Below are 12,991 nucleotides of genomic sequence, written 5' to 3' on the forward strand. Positions count from 1 at the left end.
GGGTGTGAACGTGTCGCTGACCAGCGTCAGCTCGCAGCCGCCGGACGATGCGGGCAACGGCACCGCGACCGTCCTGAACGACCCGTCGACCTCAACGGCGGCAAGGGTCCGCCCGTCGGCGTCCTGGACGCGCAACCGCACCGTGCCGCAAGCCCCGGGACGGCCGATGTCAGCGCGTAGCTCCCGTTCGCCGCCCGCCGAAACCGCGAGGATCCCCGTGCCGTTCGTCCAGATCCACTGTCTGCGACGCCCCCCTTCCGGCGGGTACCAACCCGTGCCGTAGCCGACGGTCGGGCGAACACCGCGCAGCAGCGGGCCGCACGCGCGGATGGCGGCCCTGCGCCACCCCGGTGCGTCATGATCAGCTGGTGTCGGGAAGAAACACAGGTGTGCCGCATGGGTTGAGCGAGGCGCCAGCCGGCTCATGTACGAGCCGTTGACGAACAGGTCGTACTCGGCGCTGAGCTCGGCGACCGCGTCGTCACCCCGGTCAGGCAGCAGGCGGTAGCGGCAGCCGGTGAGGTCGAGCCCTAGATGATCACCAATGGCCGCCAGGTCGACCTCGGCATGGCCGAGGATGTCCACCTGGGCGCCTTCGGCGGCAAGCACTTGGGCGATCATCCCGTTGTGGCGTTCGCCACCGCCCATGGAGTGCCAGAACCGGTTGTAAACGGCGGCCCGTACTCCGCTGGCCGACCCCTGCCCACCCCTGTGCCCGGTGACCGGATGCCGGCCTTCGCCCGGCTCGGGCCGCTTGTGCTGGGCCTGTGTCGCAGCCGGCTGCGTGGTCATCGCTGCGCCAGCCAGGTCTCCAGCTCACGGTGGCCTACCGACGCGGTGCGCGCCAGCGTGCGCCGTCGGCGCAGCATCACCGGGAGCAGCCGCAGGAAGGACGCCATGACCTTCAGTCGAAGCACGGTCGGTCGCAGCGCGGGCCGGCCACGGACGGCCCAGGCCTGCCGTAGCGCGCGGATGGCCATCGAGGCGGTTGTGAGCGGGTAACGGCCGACCGCGGCCAGGGCGACCTCGGTGCTCGCGTTCTTGGTGAGCATCAACAGTCGGTTACGGTCGGTATGGAAGACGAACAGCGGTGACCACTCGACGCTGGACGCGGAGTGCACGTGCCGCAGAACCGCGGTCGGAATGTAGCGAATTGTGTATCCGCGGGAGCGGATGCGCCAGGACAGGTCGGTGTCCTCGTAGTAGAGGAAGAAGTCGTCGTCGAACCAGCCGAGTTCCCGCCCGAGCGCCGTGCGGATGGCCATGCCGTTCCCGCAGGCGGTGAACACATCCTCGGACCCGGCGAACTGGCCGGTGTCGATCTCCTGGTAGCCGCGGTCGGCGCCGTAGCCGTCCCGCAGCACGATCCCACCGACATTGTTGATCACGTCGACGCGGGCCACACCGTCGGGGACGACCAGTTCCACGGTGGACGGTTCGGCGGCGGCGGCGAGGGTGGTGCGGCCGCCGTCCCAGCTCAGTGTGACCGACTTGGGCGCCTCGCCGGACCAGGTGAAGCCGATGGTGACCGGGCCGCCCTCGGGCACCGGGACGGCGAGCTCGCCGTCACCGCGGGTCCAGAAGAACGGCGCGGATGAACCGCCTTCAGCACCGAAGGTCAGCTTTTCCCACAACACGTCATGGAGGACCTCCCGGTCGTTGACGGTCACCGATGAGATCCGGACGCCAAGCGCGCGGGAGTCGTGCGCACCCGGTGTGAAGGTCGAGGTCGACAGCCGCAGCCGCAGGAAACGGGGGAGGAACACCACCTTGCCGGTGACCGCGCCGAGATCCGCGCCCCCGGTGGCGTCGGTGAACGGGGCCAGCAGGTTCGCCAACCAGTCCGGTTCGGGGACGGCGTCATTGTTGAGCAGGACGGCGTAGGGGGTGGTGACCATCCGCAGCGCCAGGTTGTTGCCGCCGGCGAAGCCGAGGTTCACCTCGGACGGGACCATCCGGACCCACGGGTACCGTTCGGCCAGCAGCGTCCTGGAGGAGTCCATCGACGCGTTGTCGACCACCCATGTTTCGAAGGTGAAGTCGCTGACCTGCTTGGCCACCGCGTCCAGACAGGCGGGCAGCAGGTGCGCACCGTTCCAGTTGACGATCACAACGGTCGCCGGCGGCGCGGGGCCGCCTTCCTGGGTGCTCATGGGCGGGTTCCCGTCTCGTAATCGATCTTGAGTAGGCCGCCGGCCTGCGATCCGCTGATTCCGAACAGGTCCTCGAACCTCCGTTTGGTGATCTCTGTTCCGGTCGCGGCGTCGGAGACGTGCACGCTGATCGCGAACGCGCCGAGCAGCTCGGGGAGGCTGGGCACGGTGAAGTCCACCGTGCGGGTGCCGCTGACCCCCGGCACGCCCCCCGGCACGCCGCCCGCAGGCGTCTCCATCAACCAGACCGGCAGTTCGCTCGGCCCCAGGGCATAGACGTGCAGGTAGAGCCGTTCCGGCGCGTGTTCGGTCACATCCAGGGTGACGCTGACGGTAAGTCTCTCGCCGGGGCTGAACTGGACCTGGGGCGGCCCGGCCGGGTCCCGGCTGAAGGTCACCGAGGTGGGCCGGGCAACGGCGAGATCGTGGGGCACCGGACCGTCCGAAGGCAGGCTACCCAACCGCTGCCGCAGTAGCCGGGTGCCGACGGCCGGCGCGCCGTCGAAAATCATCGATCCGGATTCAAGAACCAGAATCCGGTCGCACATGCCCTCGATCAGATCCAGCGAGTGGGTGACGAACAGGATCGTGCGGCCCTCGGCCCGAAAGGCGTCGATCTTTGCCAGACACTTCTTCTGGAATGCCTCGTCCCCGACCGCGAGGACCTCGTCGACGAGCAGCACGTCCGGATCGACATGGACGGCCACCGCGAACCCGAGCCGGACGTACTGGCCGGACGAGTAGTGCTTGACCTCATCGTCGATCTTGTGCGGGAGTTCGGCGAAGTCGACGATCGAGTCGAACATCCGGTCGATCTCGCGGCGGGACAGCCCCAGCAGAGAGGCGTTGAGGTAGACGTTGTCCCGGCCGGTGAGCTCGCCGTTGAAGCCGGCCCCGAGCTCCAGGAGGGACGCGATCCGCCCGCTGACCGACACGTCACCGTGGGTTGGGCGCAGGATTCCGGCCAGTACCTTCAACAACGTGGACTTGCCGGAGCCGTTCGCCCCGGCCAGGCCCACGGTCTGGCCGCGCCCGATCTCCACGTCGATGTCGCGCAGCGCCCAGAAGTCGTCCCCGTGGGCGTGCCCACGACGCACGAACACCTCTTTCAGGCTGGTCGCCCGCCGGTGGTAGGAGACGAATTTCTTGCCCACCCCGGTCGCCTGGATCACGATCGGGGCAGCCGTCCCAGGCCGGCTCGCCGTCGATGCGGCGGTGGCTGTCCCTGCGGGTATCGCCGTGGTGTTCCCCGACGCATTGAGGGCGGCCGGTTGCGCCGGTGACTGCTGCGCTGACACGTCTGTCGCCCGTCCTTAAAGATCTTCCGCGAAGTCGGCCTGCATCCTGCGGAACACATGTACTCCCAGCCAGAGCAGGCCCAGCGACATCACACCCGCGATGGCAAGGTGCTCAAGGTAGAAGAGGTAGCCGGGGTCGGCAAGGATGCCCGCTCCGGTGGCCGGGTTCACCGACGGCCCCTTGTAGATCGCTCGCTGGAAGGTTGCCACCACCGTCGCCATCGGATTGACGAAGTAGATCCAGGTCCACTCGTGCAGCAGTTTGCGGATGAGCCCGACGGGATACACGATCGGGTTGAGCCAGAACCACGCGAGCAGGGCCACCTCCAGCAGGTGCTCGGTATCGCGGTAGCGGACGTTGAGGCCCGACACGAGCATGGACAGGCCGACAGTGAAGATCATCGCTACCGCGAATGCGGGCACGAGCAGGAGCAGCTGGAGCCCGAAGAAGCTGTAACCCAGCGCCACGACCACCACGAAGAGCACGATCAGCTGCAGGACGAAGTGGACGAGGGCGAAGCCGACCGCGGAAAGCGGCAGTACCGGCAGCGGAAACCGGACTTTCTTCACGAGGTTCGCGTTGAAGACGACGCTGCCCGATGCCGACGACACGCTCGCCGAGAAGGCGTTCCAGATCAGCAGGCCGGACATCAGGTACACCCCGAACCGGGGGACCCCGGCGCTCATGATGACCTGGAAGACAAGGGTGTACACGGCTAGCAGCAGCAGCGGATTCGCCAGCGACCAGGCGAAACCGAGGGTCGAGCCCTTGTATTTGACCTTGAGATCCTTGCGGATCAGGTTCCGCAGCAGTTCCCAACGTACCCGGGTCTGGGCACGGTTGCGGCGCGCGAGCATCCGCGACTCCTGCCCGTCGCGCCCCTTCGGGCCACGGTGCTCGCCGTCGGACTGGATCGCGGGTGCGGACCGCTCGTCAATCAGGTTCGACACCAACAACCTTCCGTGAGCCGCGTCAAGATATGGCAAAATCGGTACCGGTGCGCCGAAAACGACCTACCGTACGGGCCGCGCAAGGTATCGCACCAGGTATACCGAAGCGACGCGTCCGCAGGTAGGGCACTCCGGTGACCGTAGCTCCAGAGCCGATCCATAGTATCGGCCCGTTCATTCAGCTCCGGCCGGCCGCTGTCCGAGGATCACCCGGGCATCAGCCGGCCCGTCGGAGGTGGCCGTGATGGCCGCCGGTGGAGGACGCCCGTGTTCACCGACGTCCGGATCCGTGAGGTCTGGTCCCAGCTGGAGTCCGGGGGCGCCGAGGTCCTCACCCTGGACGTATTCGACACGTTGTTGTTTCGGCTGGTTCCCGAACCCACCCATGCCTTCCTGCTGCTCGGACGCCGCCTGGCCACGGCTGGCCTGCTGCCGCCGACCGTGACCGCGGGGCAGTTCGCCCAGCTCCGGGTGCATGCGGAGAACCTGGCCCGGCAACACGCGAAGTCACTGCGGGGCACGTTGGAGGCCCGCCTCGACGAGATCTGGTCGGCACTCATGCCCGCCATCCCCGGCAGCGGTGACATCGACGATCTGATCGCCATGGAGGTCACCCTCGAGCGCGATGTCTGCCGCGCCGACCTTGCCGTCGCCGAGCTCGCCGAACTCACGATCACCAAGCTCGGCCGGCCGGTGTACCTGGTCTCCGACACCTATTTCTCCCCAGACCAGCTCCGCGGGCTGCTGCGCCGGCCGGAGCTCGCCGGGATCAGGTTCACCCAGATCCTCACCTCCAGCGACGCGGGTGTGAGCAAGAGTGAGGGTCTGTTCACCCATGTGCTGACCGCCGTGGGCGTGGCGCCCTCCCGGGTCATCCACCTTGGTGACAACCCGGTGGCCGACGTCGAGGGCGCCCGCGAGCACGGCATCATCGCGGTTCACTACCCCAAGTACGCCGGTGCGCTGGCGGAGACACTCACCCTGGAAGGGCTGCGTGGCGGTCCGACCTCCGATACCGCGATCGACTCCGAACACGGCGACTACGGTATGACCGCGCTTCGGGCCCGGACCCTGCACCGCACCGATGCCACCGCGGTTCCCTCGGGCCTGCGCCGGCACTGGGAGACCGGCGCGACCGTTTTCGGTCCGGTGTTCACCGGCTTCGGCGAGTGGGCGGCCGCGCGGGCGGCGGAGCTCGGGGTCGACCGCGTCCACTGCCTGATGCGCGAAGGGGCCTTCCTCGCCCGGGTCCTGCGGGAGCCGGCCGGCGAGCTCGGGATCGAGGCGTCCACGCTGTGGGCCTCGCGCCACGTGTGCGCACTGGCCAACATTTACGAAGGCACCCCGCAGGAGCTGCGCGGCTTCCTGGCGCGTCGGCGCCCGCCGAGTGTCGGCCAGCTGCTGCGCCAGCTCGGAGTCGGCATGGACGAGGTGGCGGGGTTGTCCGCGCTGGCCAGCCGGCGTCTTGACGTCCCGGGTCTGCTCTCCGAGACCCTGGAGGCCCTGTGCGCTGACGAGCGCGTTCGCAGCGAGATCGTGCTGACCGCCAGCCGGCTGCGCGAGCGCTTCCTGCGCTACCTGGACGCACACCTTGGCGGGGCGGACACGATCGTCGTCGTCGACCTCGGCTGGGGTGGCACCATCCAGGCGCTGCTGCAACGCCTGCTGACCGCCTGCGGTCGTGAGGCCGAGGTGGTCGGCCTGTACCTGGCGACGAGCGCCGGTTCGCAGGCGCACCGCCTTGGCGGGCTGCGCCTGGAGGGATACATCGCCTCGGGCGGCGAACCCGATGCGCTGTTCGGCCAGGTGATGCGTAGTCCCGAGGTGCTCGAACAGCTCTGCATGCCCGACATAGGCTCATTGATCGGTTTCGACGAGGACCGCAACCCCGTCCTCGGCCCCGATCACACAACCCGAACCCAGGTCGCACAGCGCGTAGCCGTCCAGGACGGGGTGCTTGCTTACCAGCGGGAATGGCTGCGCTACCGCCGGTCGGAGACGCCGATGCCGTCCCTGCTCGATGACGGGGCGCGGCTGGCGGCTCTGCGCTCCCTCGCGCGGTTCGTGACCCGGCCCACCTCGTCCGAGGCGCTCGCGTTCGGGGTATGGGCACACGATGACAACTTCGGGTCGGATGCGTCCGAGGGGCTGCTGCCCGCCGATCTGCTGCGCCGGATGCCCTACCTCACGGCGGCTGATCTTGAAAAGATCCCAATGCAGGAACTCTACTGGCCGGCCGGGGTCGCGGCGGTGGCGAACCGGCCCCTTGCGGTTGTCAGTGGGCTGGCGACGAATGCCGGGATCTCCGCGGCGGAGGTCTCGCCGGAGGCCGCTGCCGGACCGGTCGAGGTCTATGTCGACACCGGTGGCGACTTCATCAACGGGCCGAAGGAGTCCGTGGTCACCCGGTCCGCGCGCGACGGGCTGTCGTGGGTACGCCTGCGGATCGACGGGGTCGGGGTCCGCCGGGTGCGCATCGACCCGGCCGGCCGGCGTGGGTTGATGCGGCTGGACTGGCTGCGGCTGTCCTTCCATCTCAACAACCTGGCCGAGCCGCACACGGTCGCGATTACGTCGGTGGTCGACCACCCAGGATTTCACCTGGTTGGGGCGCGGGCACTGCAGCCGAATCTGATCGAGATCCACAGCGACGACCCGCAGTTCGTCTACGTCATCGATCCGGTGGCGCAGGCACATCTCGCGGCGACCTACGCCATCGACGTCGAGATGGCCTTCGGCTGGCTGGCAATCAGTTCCGACCCGTTGACGATCGCAACCCGGCCGGGCGGGACCACGCCGTTGCCGCGTCGCGCCGCGCGCCGGTTGCTGCGGGAGTTCGAAACCCGATTCTGACCCGGCGAGCCTGGTCCAGCGCTCCACGGGGGAGAATCGGCTGGAGCGCTCTAAGCGGATGAGGTTGCTGTGGACGAAGTTGCTGTGGACGAAGTTGGTGTGGACGAGGGCCCTGTGGACGACGGCAGGTCGGGTGGCACCGTTGAATCTGTTACCGAGCGCACCCTCCAACCGTTGCTGCTGCACTCCCTCGCCGAGCTCCGGGAGGTGTGGCTGCCCCTGTTGGAGACCGTGCGGGCCCGCAGTGTCACCGAGATCGGTTCGGAGAGCGGCGTCACCAGCTCCCTGCTCGTGGACATGCTGCGACGTCATGGTGGTGGCAGGCTACTGATCGTTGATCCCGACCCTCGCGGCGTCCCTGGGTCGGGGCAGGACGTCGAGGTCGTGATGGTGCGCGGTTTCAGCCCGCAGGCACTGGACGGCCTTCCGCCGGCCGATGCCTACCTGATCGACGGTGACCACAACTTCCCCACCGTGTCCGCGGAGCTGCGCGCCGTCGAGGAGGCGGCCCGTGCCCACGGACGCAGCCACTTTCCGTTGGTCATCCTGCATGACGTGGGTTGGCCTGCCGGCCGCCGTGATCAGTACTACGGGCCTGACCGGATCCCGCAGCGGGAACGGCAGCCCTACTCGTGGGAGCACGGGGTACGGCTGGACAGCGTGGCGGCGGTGCGGGGTGGCTTTCGGGGCGAAGGTGCGTTCGCCTGGGCGCTGACTGAAGGTGGCCCGCACAACGGCGTCCGCACGGCCGTGGAGGACTTCGTCGCGGACCGACCTGAGCTGCGTTTCCACCTGGTCTCGCCGATCTTCGGTCTGGGTGTTGTGGTGGACCGGCGGGCGCCCTGGGCAGCCAGGGTGGGGGCTCTGCTGACCCCCTGGGTTGGCAACGGTCTGCTGACCCGGATGGAACGTAACCGCCTGGATCTCTACCTGTACGTGATCCGTCTCCAGGACGAGATGACCGAGGCGGCCCGGCGCCGGCAGCGGGAGTGGGCACGCATCGACGCAACCGTCGCCGACCACGCGGCGCACGAGCTCAGGTTGCTCGATGCGGTGGCTGCGGGCGAGCGGGCGCTGGAAGCCGAGCGCGACACGTCCCGACAGCTGCGTGCCGACCTGGGGTCGATGAGTTCGCGATCGTGGCCGGTCGCACGCGCGTCGAGGCCGCAGGGTGCACCGGCGCACGAGTCGGCTCTGGTGCACGCGGCCCGTGCGGCGGGCACCGCGCTGCGGACCCGGATCGGTGATCCGCGGCTGCGGGCCGCCATATCGCTGTTGCGCGGTGACCGGTCACCGGTGACCGGTGACCAGTCACCCGTGACTGGGCGACCGGTCTGCTAACACATCCCGGAGTACGGCAGCGCAGGGATGTGGGCCGCCCACTCGGCGGAACTCAGGCGGTTGCCGTCGTCGGCGCAGGCGCGCGTGGCAAGCACGTCCGGGTCGATGGTCGCGATGCGTGCGGTCCGGTCGTCACTGAATGTGATCAATGTGTAGCCGTCGGGGTGCAGGGCGAACCCCTGGACCCAGTCGGTGTGGCCGCCGATCACCCCTGCCGGCAGCGGGTGGTCGGGGTCGGAGACGTCCCATAGATGCGCGGTGGTGTCCCAACCGGACGTGACCAGCATGCGACCGTCCCGGCTGAACGCGGTGTCAAGGACCCAGCGGGGATCCGCCTTGATCGTCGATCGGTTCGTCGGGGCCCGCGCATCGCGCACATCCCACAGACGAACGGTGCCGTCGTAGCTCCCGGTTGCCAGCGTGTTCCCGTCCGGGCTGAAGGCGACCGTCCACACGAAGTCGGTGTGGCCGTTGAGAGAAGCGAGGGGGACCGGCCCGGTGGGCTCGCTGATGTCCCAGAGGCGCGCGGTGTTGTCGGCGCTCGCGGTCGCCAGCAGGCGCCCGTCGGGGCTGAACGCGACGTCCTGCACCCAGCTTTGATGTCGGGCGAGCACGCTGAGCTGGCGCGGCCTGGCTTGGTCGGTCACATCCCAGAGCCGGGCGGTGTTGTCGTCCCCGGCGGTCGCGAGCAGGCGCCCGTTCGGGCTGAACGCGACGTCCCGGACATGCGCGTTGTGCCCGGTCAGGGTTGCGCGGGTCACCGGCTTATGCGGATCGGTGATGTCCCACAGCCGCGCGGTGCCGTCGTTACCGCCGGTCGCCAGGGTCCGGCCGTCCGGGCTGAACGCGACCGCAAGGACCCAGTCCGTGTGCCCGGTCAGGGTCGCGAGCAGGGTCGGTTGGGCCGGTCTGGTGACGTCCCAGAGCTCGACGGTCCGGTCCGCGCTCGCGGTGGCGAACAGATTGCCGTCGGGGCTGAACGCTCCACCGAGGATGGACAGGGTGTGACCGGTCAGTGGTGTGGCGTAACGTCCCGCGAACGACGTGATCAGGCTCGCCCGCGTTTGCGGACTGGGCGAGATCCGGTAGGCCGCGAGGCTGAGCCGGGCGGCCAGGGTGGCGTTGACGCCTCGGGTCGCGGCGGCATCCGCCGCGACCGTGCGTGCGACCTCGGCCCACCCCCGGACATCGGTCCCCGACCCGTTGGCGGGGCGCATTGCCATGATCGCTATGACGGTGGCGACCACCAGAGCGACGGCGCCGCAGAGCACCGTCGCCACCCGGCCGAGTGGGCTGCGCCACGGGAGCCGAGGCCGGCGCCGGTGGCTGCCCGGGTCGGTCTGGTCGACTGTGATCCGGTCGCCGGCGTGCCTCGTCGGTGAGACAGCTGCCTGTGCTGCCTGTGCTGCCTGTGTCTGGGATGTGCCGTTGTCGGGGGGCGTCATCTGCAGTGGCAGCAGGGATGCCGAGGCGGTCCGCACGAGCTGGGTGACCTCGGGGTCGGGCTTGGTGGTCGTGCCCAGGTTGACCAGGCGAATCAGCAGCTCCTGGGCACTGGGCCGCGCGTTCGGCGCCTTGTGCATCGCCGCTTCGACCACGTCGCGCAGCATGTCCGGCAGGCCGTCCAGGTTCGGCTCATGGTGGACGACCCGGTAGAGCTGGGCGTGCGTCGGGCCTTCCCCGAACGGGTACGAACCCGTTCCCGCGAAGGTGACGAGCCCGCCCCAGGAGAAGATGTCGGCGGCCGCGGTGACCGGGTCCCCGATGGCCTGTTCCGGCGCCATGAACGCGGGCGTTCCGACCACGTGCATGTCTTTGCTGATGATTGTTTCGGCATCCACGGCGCGGGCGATACCGAAGTCGATGACCCGTGGCCCCAGCGGCGAGAGCAGGACGTTGGACGGCTTCAGGTCGCGGTGGATCAGACCGGCCGCGTGGATGGCGGTGAGGGCGGCGGCGACACTGACCGCGACCCGTTCGAGATCGGCTGAGGGCAGTGGACCGCCGCGGGCTACGGCCTGCGTCAGCGTGGGGCCGTCGATGTACTCGGTGACCAGGTACGGCGCGCCGTCGGCGGGGTCGACCACGTCGAGAACCTCGGCGGTGCAGAACCGGGCGACCCGTTGGGCGACGGCGGCCTCTCGGCGGAACCGGGCGCGGAACTCCGGGACGCGGGCGAGCTCGGCGCGGATCACCTTGACCGCGACCAGTCGGTCATCCGGGGCGCGGCCCAGGAAAACCGTGCCCATGCCGCCCTCGCCGAGACGACCGAGCAGCACGTAGCGACCCAGGCTCGCAGGGTCGGAGGGAGCCAGCGCCGCGGGGGGCGTCGCCGGCGCGCCGGATGGCGAGGGCGGCAGGGACACCCGCGTCCTCCTGATACCGATTTTGCGATGCCCTGGCCTAGGGCGTTCCTGTGCGCAGCGTACGCGGTCCCGTCCCGGGTCTGTTCCGCCTGTCAGGCTGTGTCCTCGTCAGGCTGTGTCCTTGTCAGGAGGCGGGCTCGTCGGGTGGCCGGACAGTGCGCGGCGGGAGCGGCCACCGGCCACCTGGTTTCCCTGATTTGCCTGGTTGCCCGAGCAGTGTGACATTTCCTGACAACGACACGACCGGTGGTAGGTCGGGACCCTGGCGGTGCCGAACGGACGCGTCGAGCCGGCGGGTGTCGATCACTTCGATCGTGGCCGGGGATCTCTGCGCCCGCCCGGCCGGCACCGTGTCCAGCTCGGCGGGCACCGTGTCCAGCTCGGCGGGCACCGTGTCCAGCTCGGCGGGCACCGTGTCCAGCTCGGCGCACGTTGCTCCCGCCACGGCGGGTGTTGCCGCGCGGGCGGTGCGTCCGCCCGTCGGTTCCCGCCAAGCGCGTGTCACCGCCACCGCGGTCACGACGGTGAGGACGACAGTGGACACGAAGACGACCTCCACAACGACCGTCGGCCACGGCGACCAGGCGGTCATGGCATGCCAGGCTTCGGTGACGCCACCCGCGGGCGGGCGCCAGAAGTAGGTGACGACCTCGCTGATCGACTCCGCTTGCATGCCGACTGCGGCGGTCAGGAGCGCGAGCGGCATCCACCGGGCAAAGCGGGGTCGCAGTGTGGCCGTCCCGGTGCCGACCAGCACGGCTATCCCGGTGAAGCCGGTGAACAGGTATCGACCGGAGACTCCGGTGATGTGCCCGGTGTCCGCCACGTGCATGGCTGCCCCGACCGCGACGACGACCAGCAGGGCGCTGGTCGGCCACAGCATGAACACCAGGTTCGTCCGGTTCCTCCGGCCGGCAGTGCGGATCACGGCGCAGGCGGCCAGCCCGGCGACGACACCCGAGGCTGCGAGCACCAGCGGCAACGGCAGATCGACCTCGTACCATCCGATCGAACCCCACCAGCGACCCAGCAAGCCCTGCGACATCCAGCTCCAGTAGACGGTCCAGTCCGATCCGACGTACCGGCCGGGTGGAAAGCCCGGTGTACGCGGTTGGAACGCGCCCCATCTGATGATGTTGACCAGCCACCACCAGCCGCCGGCGCCAATGATCATGAAACTGCACAGTGCGATCGACGACCTGGACGGGCGTGCTCCGCGTAGCCAGCTGATCACATACGCGGCGCCGACCATGGCCACCAGCACAACCGCGAAGGACTTCGTGAGCAGCGCCAGTCCGGTCAGCAGGCCGGTCCACCCCGCTGTCCGCGCCGAGGTGTCCCCGGTCAGGATGTGGGCGACCGCCACCGTGACCAGCGCGCCCAACAGGACCAGCAGGTTGTCGTTGTTGACGCTGGAGCCGATGTGGACCAGTTGTGGAACGGCGAAGGGCGTCAGTGCTGCGACCGTCGCGGCGACAGGGGACGGGTGCAGCCGGCGGGTGGCCGCATACGCGAGCAGCGGCAGCGGTGCCACCATCGCCACGCTGATCATCCGAAGCAGGCCGATGGTCACGTCCCAGCGCAGGGTGTCCCCGCCGCCCGGGAACGCGGCGAGGATGGTCGCGTTCACCCAGTAGTACAACGGTGGATGTTGGACGAGCTGCTGGATGGAGCCTGGCGGCTGCCCGGGGTTGGCAAGTCTGTCCCAGGCGGGTCGCGCTGACCGCGCTACCGCGTCCCGCTCGGGGACCGGGTCGACCGTCAGGTCGTAGGGATCCCCGGGGCTGCCGAACGGTGACACCGCGATGGCTCCGACTCCGTCGGCCGTCACGAAGGCGTTGCCCGGACGCGGCCAGCCGTCGCCCTGGACGAGTCGCATGATCGCGTCGACGTGGTTCGGTTCGTCCGGTGCGTGATACTGAGGCACCAGTACCGACCAGCACGCGAGCAGGAGGCTGAAAAGCCCGGTGACCAACCAGATGTGCGCCGGGGTTCGACGCACCAGTTCCACCGGACCGAACCGTCCGGC

7 protein-coding genes and 1 pseudogene are annotated in these 12,991 nt (G+C 69.2%); 2 read left to right on the forward strand and 6 right to left on the reverse strand.

From position 1 onward, the window contains the following. From U9980_RS07510 to U9980_RS07525, 4 genes and pseudogenes are all read right to left on the reverse strand, one after another. A pseudogene (locus tag U9980_RS07510) lies at positions 1 to 792 on the reverse strand (glycosyl transferase family 1); the annotation flags it as partial. Next, on the reverse strand, positions 789 to 2,153 hold the full coding sequence (locus U9980_RS07515) for a glycosyltransferase family 2 protein (RefSeq protein ID WP_322767273.1): 1,365 nt from the start codon (positions 2,151 to 2,153) through the stop codon (positions 789 to 791). The gene U9980_RS07515 and the pseudogene U9980_RS07510, both read right to left, overlap by 4 nt. Beyond that, positions 2,150 to 3,451, reverse strand: coding sequence for an ABC transporter ATP-binding protein (locus tag U9980_RS07520; protein ID WP_416210182.1), 1,302 nt, complete (start codon positions 3,449 to 3,451; stop codon positions 2,150 to 2,152). The genes U9980_RS07515 and U9980_RS07520 overlap by 4 nt, the downstream gene beginning before the upstream one ends. 15 nt (positions 3,452 to 3,466) lie before the next feature. Then, a complete protein-coding gene (locus tag U9980_RS07525) occupies positions 3,467 to 4,402 on the reverse strand; it encodes an ABC transporter permease (RefSeq protein WP_416210183.1) in 936 nt (311 codons plus the stop codon). 267 nt (positions 4,403 to 4,669) lie between these two features. On the opposite strand from U9980_RS07525, the gene U9980_RS07530 reads away from it, so the two are divergent. Both U9980_RS07530 and U9980_RS07535 read left to right on the forward strand, forming a co-directional pair. Continuing rightward, positions 4,670 to 7,255: a haloacid dehalogenase gene (locus U9980_RS07530; protein ID WP_322767274.1), complete on the forward strand. Its 2,586-nt coding sequence runs from the start codon at positions 4,670 to 4,672 to the stop codon at positions 7,253 to 7,255. A gap of 69 nt (positions 7,256 to 7,324) precedes the next feature. Further along, positions 7,325 to 8,596: a class I SAM-dependent methyltransferase gene (locus U9980_RS07535; protein WP_322767275.1), complete on the forward strand. Its 1,272-nt coding sequence runs from the start codon at positions 7,325 to 7,327 to the stop codon at positions 8,594 to 8,596. On the opposite strand, the gene U9980_RS07540 is transcribed toward U9980_RS07535, so the two are convergent. Both U9980_RS07540 and U9980_RS07545 read right to left on the reverse strand, forming a co-directional pair. Further along, complete coding sequence (locus U9980_RS07540) at positions 8,593 to 10,962, reverse strand: serine/threonine-protein kinase (RefSeq protein ID WP_322767276.1); 2,370 nt, start codon at positions 10,960 to 10,962, stop codon at positions 8,593 to 8,595. The genes U9980_RS07535 and U9980_RS07540 overlap by 4 nt on opposite strands. 124 nt (positions 10,963 to 11,086) lie before the next feature. Next, a partial coding sequence (locus tag U9980_RS07545; RefSeq protein ID WP_322767277.1) for a DUF2142 domain-containing protein occupies positions 11,087 to 12,991 on the reverse strand: 1,905 nt, incomplete at its 5' end.

It is taken from the genome of Protofrankia sp. Cr1 (assembly GCF_963555865.1).
GTDB lineage: Bacteria > Actinomycetota > Actinomycetes > Frankiales > Frankiaceae > Protofrankia.